Annotated in this window: 15 protein-coding genes; 10 read left to right on the top strand and 5 right to left on the bottom strand. The window is 67.6% G+C overall.

The window, feature by feature from the left end:
* The first annotated feature begins 83 nt into the window (after positions 1-83).
* Together PotMrB4_RS20640 and PotMrB4_RS20635 are read left to right on the top strand one after the other, a co-directional pair.
* Positions 84-15,053: a retention module-containing protein gene (locus tag PotMrB4_RS20640; RefSeq protein WP_172434355.1), complete on the top strand. Its 14,970-nt coding sequence runs from the start codon at positions 84-86 to the stop codon at positions 15,051-15,053.
* 93 nt (positions 15,054-15,146) lie between these two features.
* A complete protein-coding gene (locus PotMrB4_RS20635) occupies positions 15,147-15,485 on the top strand; it encodes a hypothetical protein (protein WP_044412584.1) in 339 nt (112 codons plus the stop codon).
* A gap of 13 nt (positions 15,486-15,498) precedes the next feature.
* Here PotMrB4_RS20635 and PotMrB4_RS20630 read toward each other — a convergent pair whose 3' ends face one another.
* The 4 genes from PotMrB4_RS20630 to PotMrB4_RS20615 all read right to left on the bottom strand — a co-directional run bounded on the left by PotMrB4_RS20630 (position 15,499) and on the right by PotMrB4_RS20615 (position 18,167).
* Positions 15,499-15,993 carry a SprT family zinc-dependent metalloprotease gene (locus PotMrB4_RS20630; RefSeq protein ID WP_074973557.1) on the bottom strand — a complete coding sequence of 165 codons (495 nt, stop codon included), beginning with the start codon at positions 15,991-15,993 and terminating at the stop codon, positions 15,499-15,501.
* A gap of 80 nt (positions 15,994-16,073) precedes the next feature.
* A complete protein-coding gene (locus PotMrB4_RS20625) occupies positions 16,074-16,670 on the bottom strand; it encodes a Yip1 family protein (protein WP_044412579.1) in 597 nt (198 codons plus the stop codon).
* Positions 16,671-16,820: 150 nt separating this feature from the next.
* The gene (locus tag PotMrB4_RS20620; RefSeq protein WP_172434354.1) at positions 16,821-17,420 is read right to left on the bottom strand and encodes a Yip1 family protein; all 600 of its coding nucleotides are present in this window, start codon (positions 17,418-17,420) and stop codon (positions 16,821-16,823) included.
* Between the two features lie 153 nt (positions 17,421-17,573).
* Complete coding sequence (locus tag PotMrB4_RS20615) at positions 17,574-18,167, bottom strand: DNA-J related domain-containing protein (protein WP_044412576.1); 594 nt, start codon at positions 18,165-18,167, stop codon at positions 17,574-17,576.
* Between the two features lie 143 nt (positions 18,168-18,310).
* Between PotMrB4_RS20615 and ttcA the strand changes: the two genes are divergently transcribed.
* The 8 genes from ttcA (at position 18,311) to PotMrB4_RS20575 (ending at position 23,785) form a co-directional block, all read left to right on the top strand.
* The gene (ttcA, locus tag PotMrB4_RS20610) at positions 18,311-19,135 is read left to right on the top strand and encodes a tRNA 2-thiocytidine(32) synthetase TtcA (protein WP_044412573.1); all 825 of its coding nucleotides are present in this window, start codon (positions 18,311-18,313) and stop codon (positions 19,133-19,135) included.
* 12 nt (positions 19,136-19,147) lie between these two features.
* Positions 19,148-19,819, top strand: coding sequence for a DNA-3-methyladenine glycosylase I (locus tag PotMrB4_RS20605; protein ID WP_172434353.1), 672 nt, complete (start codon positions 19,148-19,150; stop codon positions 19,817-19,819).
* 30 nt (positions 19,820-19,849) lie between these two features.
* The gene (locus tag PotMrB4_RS20600) at positions 19,850-20,623 is read left to right on the top strand and encodes an NAD-dependent deacylase (RefSeq protein WP_172434352.1); all 774 of its coding nucleotides are present in this window, start codon (positions 19,850-19,852) and stop codon (positions 20,621-20,623) included.
* A gap of 67 nt (positions 20,624-20,690) precedes the next feature.
* On the top strand, positions 20,691-21,284 hold the full coding sequence (locus PotMrB4_RS20595; RefSeq protein ID WP_044412563.1) for a C40 family peptidase: 594 nt from the start codon (positions 20,691-20,693) through the stop codon (positions 21,282-21,284).
* Between the two features lie 165 nt (positions 21,285-21,449).
* Positions 21,450-21,980 carry a C40 family peptidase gene (locus PotMrB4_RS20590; protein ID WP_172434351.1) on the top strand — a complete coding sequence of 177 codons (531 nt, stop codon included), beginning with the start codon at positions 21,450-21,452 and terminating at the stop codon, positions 21,978-21,980.
* A 21-nt stretch (positions 21,981-22,001) separates the two neighbouring features.
* A complete protein-coding gene (locus PotMrB4_RS20585) occupies positions 22,002-22,661 on the top strand; it encodes an O-methyltransferase (RefSeq protein ID WP_172434350.1) in 660 nt (219 codons plus the stop codon).
* 3 nt (positions 22,662-22,664) lie between these two features.
* A complete protein-coding gene (locus tag PotMrB4_RS20580; RefSeq protein WP_044412554.1) occupies positions 22,665-22,985 on the top strand; it encodes a hypothetical protein in 321 nt (106 codons plus the stop codon).
* A 59-nt stretch (positions 22,986-23,044) separates the two neighbouring features.
* Positions 23,045-23,785 carry an SIR2 family NAD-dependent protein deacylase gene (locus PotMrB4_RS20575; protein ID WP_172434349.1) on the top strand — a complete coding sequence of 247 codons (741 nt, stop codon included), beginning with the start codon at positions 23,045-23,047 and terminating at the stop codon, positions 23,783-23,785.
* Between the two features lie 44 nt (positions 23,786-23,829).
* Here the strand turns inward: PotMrB4_RS20575 and lpcA are convergent, their stop codons facing one another.
* Positions 23,830-24,417 carry a D-sedoheptulose 7-phosphate isomerase gene (lpcA, locus tag PotMrB4_RS20570; RefSeq protein WP_172434348.1) on the bottom strand — a complete coding sequence of 196 codons (588 nt, stop codon included), beginning with the start codon at positions 24,415-24,417 and terminating at the stop codon, positions 23,830-23,832.
* Between the last annotated feature and the right edge of the window lies 1 nt (position 24,418).

The following is a 24,418-nucleotide window of genomic DNA, read 5'->3' as shown; positions in this document are numbered from 1 at the left end:
GAGCACCGCTCCTACGCAGCGCTGGCCCTATTCGAGAAGGGTTGTCGGCAGTGGTCGGCAGGTGTGCGCTGGAGGAAGGATTCATGGCTACGGTAATCGGTGTCGTCAGGCAGGTCGTAGGCGAGGTGTTCGCGGTAGCAGGCGATGGAACGCGCCGGCCGTTGGTGGAAGGGGACCGGGTGTTTGCCGGTGAACAACTGGTTACCGGCGCCGAAGGCGCGGTGGCCATCAACCTGGCCAGCGGCGGCGAGCTGACCCTGGGGCGCGACAGCAGCACCACCCTGAGCACCCAGATGCTCAGTGCTGGAGGCGACAACGCGGCGCCGGTCGATCCCACTGCCGACGCCCAGCCGCAGCCCCCGAGCCAGCAGGAGCTGACCGACGTCGAGCAGCTGCAGGCCGCCATCGAGGCCGGCGTGGACCCGACCCTGGCCGCCGAGGCCACCGCAGCCGGCCCGGGCGCTGGCGGTGCCGGTGGCGCGGGCGGTGTGGGCGGCGGCCACTCCTTCGTGCTGCTGTCGGAAACCGCCGGTGCGGTGGACCCGACCATCGGCTTCCCCACCGGGCCCATCGACTTCACCCCGCTGTTCCCCGAGGGCGACATCCCCCCGCTGCCGGACGATTCCACCCCCTCGCTGACGGTGGTGTTCCTCGACCAGTCCGGCACCGTGGTGACCGGCCCCGGTGTGGTGGATGAAGAGGCCCTCAACGGCGGCGAAGGCGGGGGCGGCAAGGCCGGCAGCAATGCCGGCAGCACTGCCGAGAGCACCTCTGGCAGCCTGGTGATCACCTCGCCGGACGGCATCGACCGCGTCGAGGTGCTGGACGTCAATGGCAACTGGATCAACGTCACCGGCGGCGGCACCGTGCAGGGCGCCTTTGGCGTGCTGGTGTTCGATGGCGCCGGCAATTGGACCTACACCCTCACCGACAACAGCCTCGACCACGGCAACCCCAACGCCACCGGCGCCGACGACCAGATCTTCGACAACTTCAGCGTGCGGGTCTTCGACCTGGACGGCGACGTGTCGCCCACCGTGCCCCTGACCGTGGCCATCAACGACGACGGCCCCACGGCCGGGCTGCAATTCAATCAGGAAGGCGGCTTCGTGGTGCTGGACGAGACCGCCGGCCTGCAGCCGGACAGCCAGGAAGTGCCCGGCCCGCTGGCGGTGTTCGCCTCGGTGGCCAATGCCTCTGCTGACATGCTGGCCTTCGCCCAGGGCAGTGGCCCGGTCGTCGTGGGGGCCTTTGACACGGGGGCTGACGAAGCCGGCTCCTCCGCGGTGTTTTCCCTGGCCCTGGGCGAGGGCGACGGGGAGGGCGGCAGCGGCCTGTTCACCACCGCCGGCAGCCCCATCACCCTGGCCCTGGAGAACGGCCTGGTGGTGGGCCGTGATGGCAGCGGCAATGCGGTGTTCGCCATTGCCATCGACCCGGATTCCGGGCAGCTCAGCGTGGTGCAGTACGAATCCCTGCGCCATCCCGACAGCGGCAGTGATGACGAGGGGCTGAACCTGTCCGGCCTGGTGCGGGCGGTGTTCACCGTCACCGACGGCGACGGTGACAAGGCCACCGCCAGTGCCGACATCGGCAGTGCCATCCGCTTCGAGGACGACGGCCCCACCGCGCTGATCCGCGTGACCGAGGGCGGCAGCGTGACCCTCGATGAAAGCGCCGGCCTGCAGAACGGCACGGCCACGCCCGGTGTCCCCGGCGATGCCGGCAACCAGGACACCAGCGACCCGGCCGTGGCCGCCCTGTTCAGTGGCGTGGCCAATGCCGGCACCGACCTCTCCAGCCCCGGCTATGCCCAGAGCAACGGCCCGGTGGTGGATGTTTCCGGCAGCAGCACTGGCGAGGACGAGGAGGGCGCCACCACGGTGCTGAGCCTGTCCATTGTCGGCGGTGACGGCGCCGATTCCGGCCTGACCACCACCGACGGGCGCGCCATCGTCCTCAGCCTGGAAGGCGGGCTGGTGGTGGGGCGTATCGTCGGCGGCAGCTTCGACGGCCAGGCCGCGTTCGCCGTGGCCATCGGCCAGGACGGCACCCTCCAGGTCGCCCAGTACGTGTCGCTGTTCCACCCGGACACCAGCAGCGGCGATGACAGCGTCAGCCTCGCCGGCAAGATCAACGCCGTGGTCACCATCACCGATGGCGATGGTGACGTGGCCGTCGACCAGGTCGGCGTCGGCGGAGCCGTGCGCTTCGAGGACGACGCCCCCACCGCCAGCATCCAGCTGGTGGAAGGCCGCAGCGTGACCCACGACGAAAGCCCCGAACTGCAGAACGGCACCACCACCCCGACCCCGGCCGGCGATGCCGACGACAACGACGTGGGCGGCAAGGCGGTCGCTTCGCTGTTCGACAGCGTGGCCAACGCCGGCACCGACCTGCTCGGCTTCGCCCAGAGCGAAGGCCCGCTGGTGAGCACCGCCGGCAGCAGCTTCGGCGAGGACCAGGAGGACGCCACCCTGGAACTCAGCCTGGCCATCACCGATGGCAACGGCACCGATTCGGGCCTGACCACCACCGACGGCCAGGTGATCCGCCTGTACGTGGAGAACGGCCTGATCGTCGGCCGTGTCGAAGGCATCGACGGCCCCGGCCAGGCGGCCTTCGCCATCGTCCTCGGGGCGGATGGCACGGTGAGCGTGGCCCAGTACATGTCCCTGCATCACCCCGACACCGGCAGCGGTGACGAGTCGGTGGACCTGGCCGGCCTGATCAAGGCCGTGGTCACCGTGACCGATGGCGACGGCGACGTGGCCCGGAGCGAAGTGGACATCGGCGGTGTCGTGCGCTTCGAGGACGACGCGCCCAGCGCGGCCATCCAGGCCGTGGAAGGCCGTGTGGTGATCCACGACGAAACCCCCGGCCTGCAGAACGCCAGTGCCACCCCCGGCATCCCCGGCGATGCGGCCAACCATGACACCAGCAACCCGGCCGTGGCGGCGCTGTTCGCCAGCGTGGCCAACGCCGGTACCGGCCTGGCGGCGGGCTATGCCCAGAGCACCGGCGCGGTGGTGGACACCTCATCCAGCAACGTTGGCCAGGACCAGGAAGGCGCCACCACGGTGCTCAGCCTGTCCGTGCAGGACAGCGACTCGGGCCTGAAGACCCTCGACGGCTCGTCCATCCTGCTCAGCGTCGAGAACGGCCTGGTGGTCGGCCGCGTGTCCGGTGGCGCCCTCGACGGGCAAGCCGCGTTCGCCGTGGCCATCGGCCAGGACGGCACCCTCAGCGTGGCCCAGTACCTGCCGCTGCAGCACCTGGACGGCAGCAACGCCGACGACGCCCTGAGCCTCTCCGGCAAGATCAACGCCGTGGTCACCGTGACTGATGGTGACGGCGACGTGTCCGTGGCCTCCACCGGCATCGGCGATGCCGTGCGCTTCGAAGACGACGGCCCCACCGCCAGCGACGTGCGTGCCGAAACCGTGCTGGACGACGAAGGCCTGGCCGGTGGCATCAACGGCGGCCCCGGCGATGCTGCCGGCGCCAACACCAGCACCAGCGGCAGCCTCGGCTACGACGGCGGCGCCGACGGCGTGAAGAGCGTGGAACTCACCGGCCCCAGCAGCCTGGGCAGCGAGAGCGTCACCTCCACCTGGGATGCCAGCACCAACACCCTGACCATCAGCTCCGCCCGGGGCGCGCTGATGACCGTGGTGCTCACCGACCCGGCCACCGGCGCCTACACGGTCAACCTGCTGCAACCGTTGATGCACCCGCAGGGCGGCACCGAGGACAACATCACCCTCAACGTCGGCTACAAGGTCACCGACGGTGACGGCGACAGCGCCAACGGTTCCCTCGCCGTGGTGATCAACGACGACTCGCCCAGCGTGCAGGCCAGCGAGCTGGACCTGAATTCCTCGGTGACCTTCCTCGGCACCAATGCCGGCTACTCCAACACCTACGGCTACTACATCAAGGGCGATGACGGCACGCCCCAGGGCGGCAAGATCATCTGGGCCAACGTGCACGACCAGAGCGTGGGCGACCAGGCCAGCCTCGATGGCCTGGACCCGGCCCACACCGGCTTCTTCATCATCCCCGACGGCGCCGCCAACGGCGGCCTGAGCAATGGCGCGGAAGTCACCTTCCAGCTGGTGGGTGGCAAGTGGCAGGCCTTCATCGGTAGCACCCCGCTGGTGGGGGCCGACGGCGCCAACGTGCTGTTCAGCGACGCCGCCCTGAACCCCGGCGGTTCCCACCTGCAGGACACCGGCAGCGCCGGCAACCAGAACTGGGAAGACAAGACCGCCACCTCCGACTACGACTACAACGACGTCAGCGCCAACGTCACCTGGGGCTCGGCGATCGCCCTGCAGGTTGATGAATCCAACTTCGCCCAGGACGCCACCGCCAACTTCAGCGGCGTGTTCAACGTGCAACCCGGCGCCGACGGCGTGGGCAGCCAGACCTACAGCCTGAGCGTGCAGAACGCCAACTCCGGCCTGGTGGACACCGCCACCGGCGAGGCGGTGCTGCTGAGCCTCAACGGCTCGGTGATCGAAGGCCGCACCGCCGGCACCGGCGAGCTGGTGTTCACCCTCAGCGTGAACGCGGCCGGCACCGTCACCCTCGACCAGCAGCGCGCCGTGGTGCACCCCACCAGCGACGCCGACGAGGCCAAGTACCTGGGCGCCGGGCATGTCAGCCTGACCCTCACCGTGGTGGACAAGGACGGCGACAGCGCCAGCGGTGCGGTGGACATCGGCAAGGTCATCAGCTTCAAGGACGATGGCCCGAGCATCAGCGCCGGCCAGGCCGGCGTCGCCAGCTTGGAGGTGGACGAAACCAGCCTGGGCATCGACGCCACCACCGACTTCAGCGGTGCCTTCACCAGCAGCTACGGCGCCGACGGTGCCGGCAGCATCGCCTACAGCCTGGCGGTGAGCGCCAACGGTGCCTCCAGCGGCCTGAAGGACAGCGCCAGCGGCAGCGACATCAAGGTCTACCTGGAAGGCAACCAGGTGGTCGGGCGCGTGGGCGGCAGCGGTGGCGCCGTGGCCTTCACCCTGACCGTGGACAGCGAAGGCAAGGTCACCCTCGACCAGAAACTGGCCATCCAGCACAGCCCGGATGCCGGGCCGGACCAGGCCACCGGCCTGTCGGCAGCGGACCTGGTGAAACTGGTGGCCACCATCACCGACAAGGACGGTGACTTCAGCAAGGCCAGCCTCAACCTGGGCGATGCCATCAGCTTCCGCGATGACGCCCCGGCCATTCGTGCGGTCTCCATCCCGGCGGACATCCTCCAGGTGGACGAAACCAACCTGGCCGGCGATGCCACCACCGACTTCAGCGGCGCCTTCATCCGCAACTACGGCGCCGATGGCCCCGGCACCACCACCTACGCCCTGCAGGTCAGCGCTGACGGCGCCAGCAGCGGGCTGAAGGACACCGCCAGCGGCACCGACATCAAGGTCTACCTGGAAGGCGGCCAGGTGATCGGCCGCGTGGGTGGCCCTTCGGGCGCCATCGCCTTCACCGTCAGCGTGGACAGCACCGGCAAGGTCACCCTCGACCAGCGCATCGCCCTGCAGCACAGCCCGGACAGCGGGCCGGACCAGGAGGTGAGCCTGGGCAGCGCCGACCTGGTGAAACTGGTGGCGACCATCACCGACAAGGACGGCGACTCCAGCAGTGCCAGCCTGAACCTGGGCGACGCCATCAGCTTCAAGGACGATGCGCCCGGCATCCGCGCGGTGGAGATCCCCTCGGACATCCTCCAGGTGGACGAGACCAACCTGGCCGGCGATGCCACCGCTGATTTCAGCGGCGCGTTCATCCGCAACTACGGCGCCGATGGCCCCGGCACCACCACCTATGCCCTGCAGGTCAGCGCCGACGGCGCCAGCAGCGGGCTGAAGGACACCGCCACCGGCAGCGACATCAAGGTCTACCTGGAAGGTGGCGAAGTGGTCGGCCGCGTGGGCGGCCCTTCGGGCGCCATCGCCTTCACCGTCAGTGTGGACAGCACCGGCAAGGTCACCCTCGACCAGCGCATCGCCCTGCAACACAGCCCGGACAGCGGGCCGGACCAGGAAGTGAGCCTGGGCAGCGTGGACCTGGTGAAACTGGTGGCCACCATCACCGACAAGGACGGCGACAGCAGCAGCGCGACCCTCAACCTGGGCAACGCCATCAGCTTCAAGGACGACGCGCCGACCATCAGTGCTGGTCAGGCCGGCGTCGCCAGCCTGGAGGTGGATGAAACCAACCTGGCCATCGACGCCACCACTGACTACAGCGGCGCCTTCACCGGCAATTACGGCGCCGACGGTTCCGGCAGCATCGCCTACAGCCTGGCGGTGAGTGCCGAGGGCGCCAGCAGTGGCCTGAAGGACACCGCCAGCGGCAGCGACATCAAGCTCTACCTGGAAGGTGGGCAAGTAGTGGGCCGCGTGGGCGGCAGCGGCGGCGCCGTGGCCTTCACCCTGACCGTGGACAGCAGCGGCAAGGTCACCCTCGACCAGCGCATCGCCATCCAGCACAGCCCGGACGCCGGGCCGGACCAGGCCACCGGCCTGTCGGCAGCGGACCTGGTGAAACTGGTGGCGACGATCAGCGACAAGGATGGTGACAGCAGCAGCGCCAGCCTCAACCTGGGTAATGCCATCAGCTTCCGCGATGACGCACCGGCTATTCGCGCGGTCTCCATCCCGGCGGACATCCTCCAGGTGGACGAGACCAACCTGGCCGGGGACGCCACCACCGACTTCAGTGGCGCGTTCATCCGCAACTACGGCGCCGACGGCCCCGGTACCACCACCTATGCCCTGCAGGTCAGCGCCGACGGTGCTTCCAGCGGACTGAAGGACACGGCCACCGGCAGTGACATCAAGGTCTACCTGGAGAGCGGCCAGGTGATTGGCCGCGTGGGTGGCCCCTCGGGCGCCATCGCCTTCACCGTCAGTGTCGACAGTACGGGCAAGGTCACCCTCGACCAGCGCATCGCCCTGCAGCACACCCCGGACAGCGGGCCGGACCAGGAGGTGAGCCTGGGCAGCGTCGACCTGGTGAAACTGGTAGCGACCATCACCGACAAGGACGGCGACAGCACCAGCGCGACCCTTAACCTGGGCAACGCCATCAGCTTCAAGGACGACGCGCCCACCATCAACGCCGGCCAGGCCGTGGCCGACAGCCTGCAGGTGGACGAAACCACCCTGGCCACCGATGCCACCACCGACTTCAGTGGCGCCTTTACCGGCAACTACGGTGCCGACGGCGCCGGCAGCCTCGCCTACAGCCTGGCGGTGAGCGCCGAGGGCGCCAGCAGCGGGCTGAAGGACACGGCCAGCGGCGGTGACATCAAGCTCTACCTGGAAGGCGGCCAGGTGGTCGGCCGTGTCGGCGGCAGCGGCGGGGCCGTGGCCTTTACCCTGACCGTGGACAGCAGCGGCAAGGTGACCCTCGACCAGAAACTCGCCATCCAGCACAGCCCGGACGCCGGACCGGACCAGGAAGTGAGCCTGGCCGGTGCGGACCTGGTGAAACTGGTGGCGACCATCACCGACAAGGACGGCGACAGCACCAGCGCCAGCCTCAACCTGGGTAACGCCATCAGCTTCAAGGACGACGCGCCCACCATTAGCGCCGGCCAGGCCGGCGTCGCCAGCCTGCAGGTGGATGAAACCAACCTGGCGATCGACGCCACCACTGATTTCAGTGGTGCCTTCAGCGGCAACTACGGTGCCGACGGTGCGGGCAGCCTCGCCTACAGCCTGGCCATCAGCGCCAGCGGTGCCAGCAGCGGGTTGAAGGACACCGCCAGCGGCAGCGACATCAAGCTCTATCTGGAAGGCGGCCAGGTGGTGGGCCGTGTGGGCGGCAGCGGCGGGGCGGTGGCCTTCACTGTCACCGTCGACAACGCCGGCAAGGTCACCCTCGACCAGCGCATCGCCATCCAGCACAGCCCGGACGCCGGGCCGGATCAGGCCACCGGCCTTTCAGCGGCGGATCTGGTGAAACTGGTGGCCACCATCACCGACAAGGATGGCGACAGCACGAGCGCCACCCTCAACCTGGGTAATGCCATCAGCTTCAAGGACGATGCGCCCACCATCAGCGCCGGCCAGGCCGGCGTCGCCAGCCTGCAGGTGGATGAAACCAACCTGACCCTCGACGCCACCACTGATTTCAGTGGTGCCTTCAGCGGCAGCTACGGTGCCGATGGTTCCGGCAGCCTCGCCTACAGCCTGGCTATCAGCGCCAGCGGTGCCAGCAGTGGCCTGAAGGACACTGCCAGCGGCAGCGACATCAAGCTCTATCTGGAAGGTGGGCAGGTGGTCGGCCGCGTCGGAGGCAGCGGTGGGGCGGTGGCCTTCACCGTCACGGTCGACAGCACGGGCAAAGTCACCCTCGACCAGCGCATCGCCATCCAGCACACCCCCAACACCGGGCCGGACCAGGCCACCGGCCTGTCAGCGGCGGATCTGGTGAAACTGGTGGCGACCATCACCGACAAGGACGGCGACAGCAGCAGCGCCAGCCTCAACCTGGGCAACGCCATCAGCTTCAAGGACGACGCGCCGAGCATCAACGCTGGTCAGGCCGGTGTCGCCAGCCTGCAGGTGGATGAAACCAACCTGTCCGTCGACGCCACCACCGACTACAGCAATGCCTTCAGCGGCAACTACGGTGCCGATGGTTCCGGCAGCCTCGCCTACAGCCTGGCCATCAGCGCCAGCGGTGCCAGCAGCGGCCTGAAGGACAGCGCCAGCGGCGGCGACATCAAGCTCTATCTGGAAAGCGGGCAGGTGGTCGGCCGCGTGGGCGGCAGCGGTGGGGCAGTGGCCTTCACCGTCACCGTGGACAGCGTCGGCAAGGTCACCCTCGACCAGAAACTGGCCCTCCTGCACAGCCCGGACAGCGGGCCAGACCAGGCCACTGGCCTGTCGGCGGCGGACCTGGTGAAACTGGTGGCGACGATCACCGACAAGGACGGCGATTCCACCAGCACCAGCCTCAACCTGGGCAATGCCATCAGCTTCAAGGATGACGCGCCCACCGCCGGCAACATCGACGTGAAGCTGGACGACGACACCCTGGCCAACGGCAACCCCGGTGGCGTGGGCGACGACGTGGATGCACAGAACACCAGCGGCACGGTGGCCCACAGCTTCGGCGCCGACGGCGCGGGCTCGATCACCTGGCTCACCAGCGGTGCGCCCAGCGGTTTCACCTACGAGACCTCGGGCAGCAACCTGCTGGTCAAGCAGGGCGCCACCACGGTGCTGACCGTCACCCTCAACAGCACCAGCGGCGCCTACCAGGTGGTGCAGAACGCGCCCATCCGCCACCCGGACGGGCAGGATGAGAACAACGTCCAGTTCCAGCTGACCTACAAGGTCACCGACAAGGACGGCGACAGCGCCAACGGCACCCTGAGCCTGAGCGTGGACGACGACACCCCGGTGGCACGCAACGACGTGGCCACGGTGGCCGAGTCCAACGCGCCGGACATCAACATGGTGTTCGTGCTGGACTTCAGCGGCAGCATCGACAACACCGAGCTGAACCAGATGCTGGATGCCGTGAAAGCCGCCGCCCAGGCGCTGTTCCAGGGCACCCCGGGTGATGTGCAGATGCAGGTGGTGGCCTTCTCCTCTACCGCCCAGGCCTATGCACCGGTCACCTCCTATGCGGCCTTCGAGTCGCTGGTCAACTCGCTCAACCCGCTGGATGGCGGCACCCGGCCGTTCGACGGTGGCACCGACTTCACCGATGCCATCAAGGCCACCATCGCCAACTACGTGCCGCAGGCGGGGTGGAGCAACCAGGTGGTGTTCGTCAGCGATGGCAACCCCAACGAGCAGACCGGCACGAGCGGCAACGCCCTGGCCGATGCCACGGCCACCGCCTGGGCGCAGTTCATCGCCAACAACGGCCTCAACGTCACCACCGTGGGCGTGGGTAACGGCATCGACGATAGCAAGCTGCAGAACGTCGACCTCGACGGCAGCGGTTCGCCGATCCGCGTCGGCACCTTCGACCAGTTGGTGGATGCGCTGCTGACCGGCGTCAGTGCCGGCCAGGTGAGCGGCAACGTGCTCAAGGGCTCCGATGGCGTGGCCGGCACCGCCGATGACGACAGCTTCGGCGCCGACGGCAAGGGCGGCATCAACTCGGTGACCGTGAGCGGCGTGACCTACACCTGGAACGGCAGTGATGCTACCGCCCAGCTGTCGGTGAACACCGCCCTGGGCGGCAAGCTGCAGTTCAACTTCAAGACCGGCGACTGGAGCTACACCGCGCCCTCGGGCTTGACCGGCAATGTTTCGGAAGTGGTCGGCTACAGCATCAGCGACGCTGACAAGGACGGCACCAACGGCCAACTGACCATCAACGTGACGGCCACCAACGATGCCCCGGTGGCGGTGAACGACACCTTCACCACCGCCGAGGACAGCCCGCTGACCATCACCGCCGATGGCCTGTTCGGCAGCGACGGCACCGGGCCGGTGAACGACCGCGACGGCGACTCCGGCAGCTTCACCGCCATCAAGGTGACCCAGCTGGCGAGCAACGGCGTGCTTACCCTCAATGGCGTGGCCGTGACCCTGAACCAGGTGATCTCGCTGTCCGACATCAACGCCAACAAGCTGGTGTTCGTCCCTGATGGCGATGAGAGCGGTGCGCCCTACGCCACCTTCAAGTACCAGGTGAGCGACGGCGCCACCTTCAGCAACGCGGCCACGGTGACCATCAACGTGACGGCGGTGAACGATGCGCCGGTGGCCGTGGATGACAACCTCACCACTGCCGAGGACACCTCGCTGACCATCACCACCACGGCCCTGTTCGGCGCGGATGGCACCGGCCCGCTGAACGACAGCGATGTGGATTCGGCCAGTTTCACCACCATCCGCATCACCCAGCTGGCCAGCGACGGCGTGCTGAAGCTCAACGGCGTGGCGGTGACCCTGAACCAGGTGATCAGCCTGGCGGACATCACCGCCGGCAAGCTGGTGTTCGTGCCGGACGGCAACGAGAACGGCTCGCCCTATGCCACCTTCCAGTACCAGGTGAGCGACGGCAGCCTGTACAGCAACATCGCCACGGTGACCATCGCCGTGACCCCGGTGAACGATGCGCCGGTGGCGGTCAACGACACCTTCAGCACCAACGAGGACACGGCGGTGACCATCACCAGCGCCGGCCTCTTCGGCAGCGATGGCACCGGCCCGGTGAACGACAGTGACATCGATTCGGGCAGCTTCACCGCCATCCGCATCACCCAGCTGGCCAGCGACGGCGTGCTGAAGCTCAACGGTGTGGCGGTGACCCTGAACCAGGTGATCAGCGCGGCGGACATCGACGCCGGCAAGCTGGTGTTCGTGCCCGATGGCAACGAGAACGGCACGCCCTACGCGACCTTCCAGTACCAGGTCAGCGATGGCAGCGCCTACAGCAACGTGGCCACGGTGACCATCAATGTGGCGGCGGTGAACGATGCGCCGGTGGCGGTCAACGACACCTTCAGCACCACTGAAGACAACGCCGTGACCATCACCAGTGCCGGGCTGTTCGGCAGTGACGGCACCGGCCCGCTGAACGACAGCGACGTCGATTCCGGCAGCTTCGCCAACATCAAGGTGACCCAGCTGGCCACCGACGGTGTGCTGAAGCTCGATGGCGTGGCGGTGACCCTGAACCAGGTGATCACCATCGCCGACATCGCCGCCGGCAAGCTGGTGTTCGTGCCCGATGGCAACGAGAACGGCGCGCCCTATGCCACCTTCCAGTACCAGGTGAGCGACGGCAGCCTCTACAGCAACACCGCCACCGTGACCATCAATGTGGCGGCGGTGAACGACGCCCCCGTGCTGGACCTGGACGCCAACAACAGCAGCGGCGCCACCGGGGCCGACTACCGCACCACCTTCACCGAAGGCCAGCCGGCGGTGGCCATCGCCGACCTGGACAGTCAGATCACCGACGTCGACGGCAGTACCATCGCCTCGGCCAAGGTGGTGCTGACCAACGCCCAGGCGGGCGATGTGCTCAGTGCCACCGGCATGCCGGCCGGCATTACGGCGGTGGTGGACACCAGCGTGGCCGGCAAGATCACCGTCACCCTCACCGGCGTGGCCAGCCAGGCCACCTACGAGACGGCGCTGGAGGCGATCCGCTTCTCCAACACCAGCAACACGCCGAGCACCACCCCGCGTGACGTGACGGTGACGGTGAACGACGGCGCCACCGACTCCAACACCGCCCACACCACCATCAACGTGGTGGCCGTGGACAACGGGCCGGATGCGAAGGACGACGTGGCCAGCGTGGTGGAAGGGCACGGCCAGGACTTCAACGTGGTCTTCGTGCTGGACTTCAGCGGCAGCATCGACAACACCGAGCTGAACCAGATGCTCAGTGCGGTGCGCCAGGCCGGCAGCGAGCTGTTCGACGGCACCAGCGGGCATGTGCAACTGCAGATCGTGGCCTTCTCCTCGACGGCCACCTCCTATGCGCCGGTCACCAGCGTGGAGGCGTTCTCGGCGCTGATCGCCAGCCTCAACCCCGCCGAGGGCGGCACCCGGCCGTTCGCCGACGGCACCGACTTCACCGCGGGCATCCAGGAAACCATGGGCGTGTACCAGCCGATTGCCGGCTGGAGCAACCAGGTGGTGTTCATCAGTGACGGCAACCCCAACGAGCAGACCGGCAGCGGTGGCAACTCGCTGACCGATGCCACGTCGACGGCCTGGAACAATTTCGTCGACAACAACGGCATCAACGTCACCACGGTGGGCATCGGCGACGGCATCAACACCGCGCGCCTGCAGGACGTCGACCTCGACGGCCAGGGCTCGCCGCTGAGCGTCTCCGGCTTCGGCCAACTGGTGGATGCGCTGCTGGGGCAGGTGGTTGGCGGCGATGTGACCGGCAACGTGCTCAAGGGCTCCGATGGCGCGGCCGGCACCGCCGACGACGACAGCTACGGGCCGGACGGCGCGGGCTACATCAAGTCCATCACCATCGGCAGCATCACCTACACCTGGAACGGCAGCAGCACCATCACCCCGAGCAGCGGTTCGCCCATCAGCGGCAACCAGCTCACCGGGATCGACACGCCGCTGCACGGCAAGCTGACCTTCAACTTCGCCACCGGGGCCTGGAGCTACGTGGCGCCGGAAGGGCTCACCGCCAACGTCACCGAGCACTTCAGCTACACCCTGGTGGACAGTGACGGCACCCCTGACAGCGCCAACCTGACCATCAACGTGATCGACGCCAACAGCCCGCCGGCTGGTGCCGACGCCACCCTGAGCCTGCTGGAGGACACCAGCCATGTGCTGACGGCGGCCAACTTCGGCTTCTCCGACAGCGACGGCAACAGCCTGGCGGCGGTGAAGATCACCACGCTGCCCACGGCCGGTACGCTGCTGCTCAACGGCAGCGCCATCAGCGCCGGGACCTTCGTCTCGGCCGCCGACCTGGCAGCCGGCAAGCTGGTGTTCAGCCCGGCGGCCAACGCCAATGGCAACGGCTATGCGACGTTCACCTTCCAGGTGCAGGACAACGGTGGGACGGCCAACGGCGGGGTCAACCTCGACCCGAACCCGAACACCATCACCTTCAACGTCACCCCGGTGAACGATGCGCCGACCGCCGACATCAGCCGGCTCACCTACAGCATCGGCGAGAAGAGCAGCCTGACCCTCAGCGGCACCGGCATGAGCGTGGGTGACGTGGACGGCGGCAGCGACCTGCGCACCGTGACCCTGGCGGTGGCCCAGGGCGCGCTGACCGTCTCGGCGGGGAACAGCGGGGTGACCAACATCACCGGCAACGGCACGTCGCAGGTGACCTTCCGCGGAACCCTGACCCAGCTGAACAACCTGCTGGGAGGGATCGATACAGGGGCCGGCTCGGCGGGGAGCATTTCCTTCCTGGCCAGCACCAACACGGCGGCTGCGGTGGCGCTGATGCTGATGATCAACGACGCCGGCGCCATCGGAGGTGGCGCGCTGACGGCGGTGGACACGGCGACCATCAACGTCACCCTGGTGAACGATGCACCGACGCTGACCAGTGATTCGCTGATCACCAACGTGGCCTCGGGGGTCACGGTGCCGGTGCCGGAATGGGCACTGCTGTACAACGACACCGACCCGGACACCAGCACCTTGCACATCAGTACCGTGGGCAGTGCCAGCGGCATGACCGCGACCTTGGCGGCCGGGGTGGTGAGCGTCACCGACACCGGCACGCTGGGGGGCTCCTTCAGCTACATCGCCGAGTCGACGACTGCCTCGGTCAGCCTGACCCGTGACACCGACGGGATCCTCGATGGCACCAGCAGCGACAACCTGCTGGTGGACGGCCTGGCGGGTGGGCACACCCTCAACGGCAACGGCGGCAACGACGTGCTGCTGGGCAACGACGGCGATGACACCCTCAACGGCGGGGCCGGCAACGACCTGCTGGTGGGCGGTTCCGGCAATGACTACCTGGACGGCGGCAGTGGCACCGACACCGCCGGCTACCAGGACGCCACGGCCGGGGTCAACGTCAGCCTGGGCATCACCGGGCAGCAAAACACCGGCGGGGCAGGGCTGGACACCCTGGTGAACATCGAGAACCTGACGGGCTCGAACTTCAACGACACCCTCACTGGCAACAGCGGGGCCAACGTGCTCAGCGGGCTGGCCGGCAATGACACGCTGATCGGCGCGGGCGGCAACGACACCCTCACCGGCGGCGACGGCGCCGACACCTTCAAGTGGCTGTTGGGCGACACCGGTACCACCCACATCACCGACTTCACCAAGGGTGTGGATGCGCTGGACCTGTCGCAGCTGCTGACCGGGGAACAGGCCAATCTGGGTAGCCTGAGCCAGTACCTGACCTTCAGCTTCGGCACCAACACCACCATCACGGTGGACAGCAACGGCAGTGGCAGCGGTACGGGCGGGCCGACCATCGTGCTCGATGGCATCAACCTGCAGGCAGCCTACGGCGCAGCCGACGCGGCGGGGGTGATCAGCGGGATGCTGGGTGACGGCACGCTGAAGACCGATACGGTCTGATGCGGCGCAGGGCCCGCCTCCTTTAGGAGGCGGGCCTTTTCACGTGTGGAGGGGCGGTGGCTGTTCCTTCCTGGGCTACAGAGGGTGAAGTCGATGGTCTACGTACAACGAGACGAGCGGGGCCGGGTGCTGCGGGTGGAGCACGAGGCCTTCCCGGGGATGACCCACCGGGTGCCGGAAGCCGACCCGGAGGTGCGCAGCTGGCTGGCGAGCCGCTCGCTGCACGAGCACCTGCTGTCGCTGCAGCATTCGGACCTGGAGCTGGTGCGGGTCATCGAGGACCTGGTGAACGTGCTGGTGGACCGTGGGGTGATGCGCTTCACCGACCTGCCCGAGGCCGCGCGCAACAAGCTGCAGCACCGGGCCAACACCCGGGCGCAGGTGGAGGGGTTGTCGGGGCTGGTGCCGGATGATGGGGCACTGCCGTATTGAGGGCAGGAACGGTCTATTCCTGCCGCTGCTCCCCGCTGAAGCGCAGGGTGGCCCGGCAGCGCCGGCAGAAGTAGCGGCGCCCTCGGCCGACCAGGGCGTGGCGCTGGGGTGAGAAGGGGAATTCGCCGTCGGGGCAGGCACACAGGTAGATGAAGCGGTTCACCGTGCGGCGCTGCACTTCGTAGCTGTGGCAGCGGTTGGGCGGCAGTTCGTAGACGCCGCGCATGATCAGCTGCCATTCCTCGCCATGGGGCTGGATGCGCGGGCCGAACAGTTGATGGGCGACCAGGTGGGCGACTTCGTGGGCGACGGTCTGGCGCAGGAAGTCCTCGCGGTTCTCCCGGTACAGCTGCAGGTTGAAGCGCAGGCGGTTTTCGGTCAGGTGGGCGACGCCGGCCTTCTGGCCGCGCAGCTTGAAGCTGACCTCGGGGCGGGTGAACGGGCGTTGGAAGAAGGCTTCTGCCTGCTGGTAGCAGGCTTCGACGCGGGCGTGTAACTGCTCGGGCATAAGGGGCACTCCAGAGTGCGGCGATTATGCCCAAAGCGGTGGACGCCCGCTGCGTTCTCCTGCCGAGTGGTGCGACCGGGTCAGCGGTATTCCGGGGTCAGGTAGAGGTGCCAGTGGAGGATCACCGAGACCAGCACGTTCACCAGCACCAGCAGCCCGACGCCCCAGATCGAGGAGGCGTAGAGGAAGGCCTGCTCACGGTTCAGGCGCATGAACACCGGGGTGCCCAGGTAGAGCAGGACGCTGGCGTAGGCGCCGGCCAGGCCCAGGACCAGCACGGCCAGCCAGCGGGTGGGGTAGAGCGCGGCGAGCCCGGCGATGAACAGCGGGGTGGCGGTGTAGGCGACGAAGCCGACGCATTCGTTGAAGCCGGGGCGGGTTTCGAAGGCTCGCGCCATCCAGCGCACGAAGGCGCCCATCAGCAGGGTGCCGAGTACGGCGGCCAGGTACAGGCCGGCGCACAGTTCCAGGGCGCTGGCGGTGTCGAGGCGCACCACTTCGTCCTCGGCCAGGCTCCAGCCGACCACGGTGGTGCCGATGTAGAGGCTGATGGCAGGGATGAGGGCGAGCAGCAGCAGGTGCCCGAGGTAGTGCAGCGGGTTGCGGGTCTCCTGGGCGCGGATGTCCTGCCAGGCTTGTTCGGGGCGGGTGAAGAGGGTGAGCAGGTGCGGGGCCATGTCCGTCTCCTTCTGTTCCGGTGGTCGGGCACGGGCCCGGTCTCGAAGGGTTGGAGGACGGCGGCGGGGGAGGTTTCAACGTTTCCGGCGAATGGTATGGCGCACAGCAAAGGGCCACCCCGTGGGGTGGCCCGGTTCACGGTAAGACGGTCAGCGGATGTAGACGGGGCCGACACCCATGCCCCAGAAGATGACGGAGGCGGCGATCATCGCCACCAGCACCACCAGGCCCACTGCCAGCACGGAGCTGGAGAAGAGGAAGCCTTCGTCCTGCGGGATGTTCATGAAGGTCGGTATGCCCACGTAGAGCAGGTACACCGTGTAGCAGATGGCAGCGGTGCCGATGACCATGCCCAGCCACAGGTGCGGGTAGAGCGCGGCGAGGCCACCGATGAACAGCGGGGTGGCGGTGTAGGCAGCGAACACGATGCACTCGGTGAGGCTGGGCGAGGCGTCGTAGGTGCGCGCCATCCAGTGGATGAAGGCGCCCATGACGGCGACGCCGACGAGCATGGCCAGGTAGGACAGCACCGTCATCTGCAGGGCGCTGGCGGGTGTGAGTAGCACGGGGTCGCCCTTGCCGATCACCCAGCCGACCTGGGTGGTGCCGATGTAGGCGGAGACTGCAGGGATGGCGGCGAGGATCAGGATGTGGGTGAGGTACATGTGGCTGATGCTTTCTTCTTCGCCACGAATGTCCTGCCATTCCTGATCGGGATGGGTGAAGAGCCCCCAGACGTGATGGATCATGCTGAACACCTCCTCTCTTTTTATGAGACCGCCCCCTGTTCGGGGCGCGGGGTGCGGGCCTGCCGGTGGGCTGGGCCTGCGACCTTGTGTCGCAGTATAGGGCAGGCTGGAGGCCACGCAGCTCGGGGCTTTAGAGCAAATCGCGCTTAATCCTCAGTGGTAATAGCGTTGCAATATTTCCATCGCCTTGTTGATCGACTGCAGGCGGCTGGTGCTGCCGCCCCGGTCGGGGTGGTGCAGGCTGACCAGCTGGCGGTAGCGGCGGCGGATCACGGCGAGGTCCAGCGGGGCCTCGGTGTCCAGCTCGAACAGCTCCAGGGCGGCGCGCTTCTCTTCGCCGCCCTGCATGCGCGTCCAGAAGCTGGCCAGCAGGCGGTCGACGTCGCGCTCGGTGGTGTCGCGCAGCTGGTTCATGTCCAGGTAGTAGGCGCGCAGCGGGTCGGGTGCCTCCAGGGCGGCCTCGCCGGCCTGGTAGGGCAGCAGCTGGATGTGCAGGGCGCCGATGGCCAGCCAGCCGCTGCGCTCGGCCAGCAGGCGGTCGCGCAGGCGATAGAGGGCGTTGAACAGCAGGAAGTGGGTGCGGAACAGCACCAGGTGGTCGTTCAGGCCGAGCTGGGGGATGTGGGTGCTGTGGCCGGCCTTGAGGCGCTTGATCAGCTCGAACTCGCCGAGGCCGTCGGGGGCGGCGCGCAGCAGGTCGAGCACCTGGTCGGCGAGGTCCTGGGTGGGGTCGAGGTCGTGATTCATCGGGCGAGCCTAGCAGGTTGTGCTGCACGGGGAATGCGACGCGGGCCGCAGGTGGTCGCCCGGGCTCTGGAGGGGCTGGGGCGGCGCGTGCTTTGTGCGTAAAATGGCCAGCTTTTCGCATCGCACCCGGACTCCAGAGCACCATGGGCACCCTTTCGGTCAACCAGAACAAGCTGCAGAAACGCATCCGTCGCCAGGCCGGCGAGGCCATCGCCGACTTCAACATGATCGAGGACGGCGACAAGGTGATGGTCTGCCTGTCCGGCGGCAAGGACAGCTACACCATGCTGGACGTGCTGCTGTACCTGCAGAAGGTCGCGCCGATCAAGTTCGAGATCGTCGCCGTGAACATGGACCAGAAGCAGCCGGGCTTCCCCGAGCACGTGCTGCCGCAGTACCTGGAGTCCATCGGCGTGCCGTACCACATCATCGAGAAGGACACCTACTCGGTGGTGAAGGAGAAGATCCCGGAGGGCAAGACCACCTGCTCGCTGTGCTCGCGCCTGCGCCGGGGCACTCTTTATACGTACGCCGACGAGATCGGGGCGACCAAGATGGCGCTGGGGCACCACCGCGACGACATCCTGGAGACCTTCTTCCTCAACATGTTCTACGGCGGCACCCTGAAGGCGATGCCGCCGAAGCTGCTGGCCGACGACGGGCGCAACGTGGTGATCCGTCCGCTGGCGTACTGCAACGAAGCGGACATCGAGGCCTACTCGCGCCTGAAGGAGTTCCCGATCATCCCGTGCAACCTGTGCGGCTCCCAGGAGAACCTGCAGCGCCAGGTGGTGAAGGAGATGCTCAACGAGTGGGAGCGCAAGTCGCCGGGCCGTACCGAGATCATGTTCCGCGCCCTGCAGAACGTGGTGCCGTCGCAGCTGGCGGACCGCAACCTGTTCGACTTCGTCAACCTGCGCATCGACGAGACCGCCACGCCCCGTACCCTCGACCTGGTGAACCTCTGACGGAGCGCCTGCATGCGTGACTATCGCTGGCTGCACGAGTACTGCCTGAACCGCTTCGGCTCCGCCGAGGCGCTGGAGGCGCGCCTGCCGCAGCCCCGCTCCGATGGGGAGCTGCGCTCGATCCCCGATGACCGCTACCTGTCGCTGCTGGCGCTGCGGGTGTTCCGTGCCGGGCTCAAGCACAGCCTGGTGGATGCCAAGTGGCCGGCCTTCGAAGAGGTGTTCTTCGGCTTCGACCCGCAGAAGGTGGTGCTGATGAGCGCCGAGCACCTGGAGCGGCTGATGCAGGACACCCGGCTGATCCGCCACTTGGGCAAGCTCAAGAGCGTGCCGCGCAACGCCCAGTTCGTGCTGGACGTGGTGCGGGAGAAGGGCAGCTTCGGGGCGCTGATCGCCGACTGGCCGGTGACCGATGTGGTCGGCCTGTGGAAGTACCTGGCCAAGCACGGCAACCAGTTGGGCGGGCTGTCGGCGCCGCGCTTCCTGCGGATGGCCGGCAAGGACACCTTCATCCCCACCGACGACATGGTGGCGGCGCTGAAGGCCCAGGGCGTGATCGACAAGGCGCCCACCAGCCAGAAAGACCTGGTCCTGGTGCAGGCAGCGTTCAACCGCTGGCACGAGGAAAGCGGCCGACCGCTGTGCCAGCTCTCGGTGATGCTGGCGCATACCGTCAACCATTGATCGAGGCCGCAAGGCCAGGGAGTGCAGCCGATGGACCTGAGCAGCCGAATCCGCCGCGTCGCCGAGGCCCTGTCGCGGGCTGAGCGCATCCTGGTGATCACGGGGGCTGGCCTTTCGGCGGACTCCGGCCTGCCGACCTACCGCGGGCTGGGCGGGCTCTACAACGGCGTGACGGAGGAGGGCATCCCGATCGATGAGGCCATCTCCGGGCCGATGCTGCAGCGCGACCCGGCGCTGTGCTGGAAGTACCTCGCCCTGCTGGGGCGCGCCTGCCTGGCGGCCCGCCCCAACGGAGGGCACCGGGCCATCGCCCGCTTGCAGGCACTCAAGCCCCAGTGCTGGGTGCTGACCCAGAACATCGACGGCTATCACCGCCAGGCGGGCTCGCCGGCGGAGCGGCTGATCGAGATCCACGGGGAGATGGCGCCGCTGTTCTGCCAGTCCTGCGGCCGGGAGAGCGACCACGTGTCGCAGTACCTGGAACGGGAATTGCCTCCCCGTTGCGACGGGTGCGGTGGTATCCTCCGCCCCCCTGTCGTGCTGTTCGGCGAAATGTTGCCGGAACACGCCATCGACACCCTCTACGCGCAACTGCGCCAGGGCTTCGATGCGGTGCTTGCAGTGGGCACCACGGCTGGCTTCCCGTACATTTCCGAGCCCGTCCTGCGCACTCGCCAGCAGGGCGGCTTCACGGCGGAGATCAATCCCGCCGTCACCGATCTCTCCCCCGTCGTCGATGTTCATCTCAAGGGTCGCGCCTTAGATGTTCTGGAAGAACTCCTGAGTCACATTTCGATCGATTAAATTTGCAAATCAGATCGATAGAGGGCATAGTCGCGCCTTCATTTAAAAATTCGACACGGTCGTGCCCATGCTCAAGCGCTTCGCACCCCTCGTGCCTCTCGCATTCGCTATTTTGTTGACCGCCTGCGCCGGTGTTTCGCCCAAGCCGCAATCGGTCGCCATCCAGGAACCCCAGGTCGAAGAACCTACCGACCAGGAACTGGCTGATTTCACCGACGACAAGCCCTACGAGCTGCCGTCGCTGGCTGATGGCCTTCTGGAACGTGGCTTCGAACTGATCGGCACGCCCTACCGCTTTGGTGGCCGTTCCGAGAAGACCGGTTTCGATTGCAGCGGTTTCGTCGGCTTCCTGTTCAAGGAAGAGGCGGGCATCCAGCTGCCGCGCTCCACGCGCGAAATGATCAACCTCGACGCCCCGCTGGTTTCCCGCAATGAGCTGAAGCCCGGCGACATCGTCTTCTTCAACAACCGTGGCCGTGGTCGCGTCAGCCATGCCGGCATCTACATCGGCGACGACCAGTTCATCCATTCCTCCAGCCACCGCAGCGGCGGTGTGCGGGTAGACAGCCTGGATGACCGCTACTGGAGCGCCAGCTACATGGAAGCCAAGCGCGTACTCGCCCAGGCTTCCCCGCAGCCGACCCACCCGCTGCACCGCTGATCGATCGGCTTCACCTGACGGCCCGGACATTGTCCGGGCCGTTTCGTTTGGGGCGTTCGTATGCCGGTCGTCGCGACTGCCTTCCTGAACGATGGCTTTTTGCTTGCATTATTCGAACTGGATCAGCACATTAGCGTGCAAACCTCAAGTCGGGACTGACTTGCCATGCGCGCCTTCCTCCGTTTTTCCCTCATCGCCCTGGCTGCCACCCTCGCTGCCTGTTCCGGCCACGCCCCGACTCCCGAGCCCGTCTACACTCCGCCCGTCTTCAGCAATGCCCAGAGTTCGCCCGAGGCCGAGGACGTGCTGTTCCGTGCGCTGGGCCTGGTGGGCACGCCCTACCGCTACGGCGGCAACACCCCCGACAGCGGGTTCGATTGCAGCGGCCTGATCGGCTACGTGTACCGCGACGCCGCTGGCATCCAGCTGCCGCGCTCGACCCGCGAGCTGATCGCCATGCGGGCGCCCGACGTGGGGCAGGATGCATTGCAGAGCGGTGACTTGGTGTTCTTCGCCACCAATGGCGGCGGCCAGGTCAGCCATGCCGGCATCTACGTCGGCGAGGGGCGCTTCGTCCATGCGCCGTCGAGCGGCGGAACGGTGCGCCTGGACAGCCTGTCCAATCGCTACTGGCGGAAGAGCTACCTGAATGCCAAGCGCGTGCTGGCGGAGCCGAGGCTGGCCCGCACTCCCTGACGGCTTACCTGCGGTCCCGCCATGACCAACCGAACCCTGGCCCTCGACGACGCCCTCCACCGTTACCTCCTCGATGTCAGCCTGCGCGAGTCGCCCCTGCTGGAGCGCCTGCGTGCCGAAACGGCTGCCCTGCCGACGGCCAACTGGCAGATCGCCCCGGAGCAGGGGCAGTTCATGGCATTGCTGGTGCGCCTCATGGGCGCGCGGCGAGTTCTCGAGGTCGGCACCTACACCGGCTACAGCGCCCTGGTGATGGCTGAGGCGCTGCCCGAGGACGGCCGGGTGGTCTGTCTGGATCGGGCGGGGGATTACCACGCCATTGCTCGGCGCTACTGGCACGAAGCCGGTGTCGAGGCGCGCATCCAGCTGCGCACAGGCGAAGCCCTGGCCTGCCTGGAGGCGCTTGAGCGGGAAGGGGGCGAGGCGTTCGACCTGGCCTTCATCGATGCCGACAAGGCCAACTACCCGCGCTACCTGGAGCATGCCTTGCGCCTGGTGCGTCGCGGCGGGCTGGTGCTGTTCGACAACGTGCTGTGGAGCGGCCGTGTGCTGCAGGCCGAGCCCGACAGCGACGACACCCGTGGCATCCAGGCGCTCAACCGTGCCTTGAAGGCGGATCCGCGGGTGGAGGTCAGCCTGCTGCCCCTGGGCGATGGCCTGACCCTGTGCCGCAAGCGCTGAGCCATGGCCGACGTCATCCGCCTGCCACCCCAGCCCGAGGCCTGTGAGCTCTGCGGGCGCGCCACGCTGCTGACCCGGCACCACCTCATCCCCAAGGCGCTCCACGACAAGCCCTACGTGCGCAAGCGCTTCGACCGCAGCGAGCGCATCACCGCGACCCTCTGGGTCTGCCGGCCCTGCCACAACCAGATCCACCGGCTGTTCACCGAGAAGGAGCTGGCGCTCACCTACAACACCCGCGAGGCGCTGATGGCCCACGCGGACCTGCGTACCTTCGTCGATTGGCTGGCCACCAAGCCACCGGGGTTCTCGCCGCGTCACTGACGCCGTTTTTCGGCCTGACCGAAGCGGGCACAATGGCGTTTTTGACCGAGGTGCCCGGAATGCCGCCGATCCCCGCCGAACTGACCCAACGCCTTGCCCGTAGCCAGCGCCTGGTGATCTTCACCGGGGCCGGGGTGTCTGCGGAAAGCGGGATCCCCACCTTCCGTGAGGCTCAGACCGGCCTCTGGGCACGCTACAACCCCGAGCAACTGGCCAGCCCCGACGGGTTCCGGGCGGACCCGCAACTGGTCTGGGACTGGTACGCCTGGCGCCGACAGCGCTGCCTGGAGGCGCAGCCCAACCCCGCGCACCGGGCCATCGCCGCCCTGCAGCAGCGCCTGCCGGGAACCGAGCTGATCACCCAGAACGTCGATGGCCTGCATGCACGGGCAGGCAGCACGGGGTTGCTGGAGTTGCACGGCAACATCCACCAGCTGCACTGCTTCCGCTGCGGAGCCAAGGGCGGCGAATGGCCGGATGAGGCAGGGCCGGTGCCGCGTTGCGCGTGCGGCGGGCTGTTGCGCCCCTCGGTGGTGTGGTTCGGCGAGAACCTGCCGGCGCCCGTGCTGGCCAAGGCGGTGCAGGCCAGCGAGGCGGCCGACCTGTTCCTCAGCATCGGCACCTCCAGCCTGGTCTACCCGGCGGCGGAGCTGCCTTACCTGGCCCGTCATCAGGGTGCCTACCTGGTGGAGATCAACCCGCAGCCGACACCCCTCAGCGCTCACGCCGACCTGTGCCTGCACGGTCCGGCGGGCGAGGTGCTGCCGGCCCTGCTGGCGAGCCTCGATCAGCTGGAGTAGGGAAGGATGCGCCGCTGCGGCCATGCCACAGCGGCGCGAGAGGGTCAGGCGTAGTTCTGCGGAGCCAGCTTGCGTTCGACCAGCTCGATGAGGATGTGCACCACCTTGATGTGCAGCTCCTGCACGCGGTCGGCGAAGTCGCCGCCCGGCGCGCAGACGCACACGTCCGCCAGGGCTTCCAGTTGCGAGCCGGGCTTGCCGGTCAGGGCGATGACCTTCACGCCCAGCACCTTGGCGGCTTCGGCGGCCTTGATCACGTTCGGGCTGCGGCCGCTGGTGCTGAAGGCCAGCAGCACGTCGCCTTCGCGGCCGTGGGACTCGATGTAGCGGGAGAAGATGTGGTCGTAGCCGAAGTCATTGGCGACGCAGCTGATGTGGCTGGCGTCGCTGATGGAGATGGCGGCGATCCCCGGGCGGTTCTTGCGGTAGCGCCCGGTCAGCTCCTCGGCGAAGTGCATGGCGTCGCACATCGAGCCACCGTTGCCGCAGGAGAACGCCTTGCCCTTGTTCTCGAAGCTGGCGACCAGCAGGTCGGCGGCCCGTTCGATGTTGCGCAGGGTCGCCTCGTTGTCGATGAAGGCGTCCAGGGCGCGCCTGGCTTCCTCCAGGCTGTTGCGGATGTGGCTCAGCATG

This window comes from Metapseudomonas otitidis (assembly GCF_011397855.1).
Classification (GTDB): Bacteria; Pseudomonadota; Gammaproteobacteria; order Pseudomonadales; family Pseudomonadaceae; genus Metapseudomonas; species Metapseudomonas otitidis.
The sequence above is the reverse complement of the archived record's forward strand: the minus strand, read 5'-3'. Positions and strand labels throughout refer to the sequence as shown.

Coding starts and splice junctions, on each gene's coding strand:
- PotMrB4_RS20640 (WP_172434355.1), top strand. CDS start 84: ATGGCTACGGTAATCGGTGTCGTCAGGCAGGTCGTAGGCGAGGTGTTC.
- PotMrB4_RS20635 (WP_044412584.1), top strand. CDS start 15,147: ATGGTCTACGTACAACGAGACGAGCGGGGCCGGGTGCTGCGGGTGGAG.
- PotMrB4_RS20580 (WP_044412554.1), top strand. CDS start 22,665: ATGGCCGACGTCATCCGCCTGCCACCCCAGCCCGAGGCCTGTGAGCTC.
- PotMrB4_RS20615 (WP_044412576.1), bottom strand. CDS start 18,167: ATGAATCACGACCTCGACCCCACCCAGGACCTCGCCGACCAGGTGCTC.
- PotMrB4_RS20600 (WP_172434352.1), top strand. CDS start 19,850: ATGGACCTGAGCAGCCGAATCCGCCGCGTCGCCGAGGCCCTGTCGCGG.
- PotMrB4_RS20585 (WP_172434350.1), top strand. CDS start 22,002: ATGACCAACCGAACCCTGGCCCTCGACGACGCCCTCCACCGTTACCTC.
- PotMrB4_RS20625 (WP_044412579.1), bottom strand. CDS start 16,670: ATGGCCCCGCACCTGCTCACCCTCTTCACCCGCCCCGAACAAGCCTGG.
- PotMrB4_RS20630 (WP_074973557.1), bottom strand. CDS start 15,993: ATGCCCGAGCAGTTACACGCCCGCGTCGAAGCCTGCTACCAGCAGGCA.
- PotMrB4_RS20620 (WP_172434354.1), bottom strand. CDS start 17,420: ATGATCCATCACGTCTGGGGGCTCTTCACCCATCCCGATCAGGAATGG.
- PotMrB4_RS20590 (WP_172434351.1), top strand. CDS start 21,450: ATGCGCGCCTTCCTCCGTTTTTCCCTCATCGCCCTGGCTGCCACCCTC.
- PotMrB4_RS20605 (WP_172434353.1), top strand. CDS start 19,148: ATGCGTGACTATCGCTGGCTGCACGAGTACTGCCTGAACCGCTTCGGC.
- PotMrB4_RS20575 (WP_172434349.1), top strand. CDS start 23,045: ATGCCGCCGATCCCCGCCGAACTGACCCAACGCCTTGCCCGTAGCCAG.
- ttcA (WP_044412573.1), top strand. CDS start 18,311: ATGGGCACCCTTTCGGTCAACCAGAACAAGCTGCAGAAACGCATCCGT.
- PotMrB4_RS20595 (WP_044412563.1), top strand. CDS start 20,691: ATGCTCAAGCGCTTCGCACCCCTCGTGCCTCTCGCATTCGCTATTTTG.
- lpcA (WP_172434348.1), bottom strand. CDS start 24,417: ATGCTGAGCCACATCCGCAACAGCCTGGAGGAAGCCAGGCGCGCCCTG.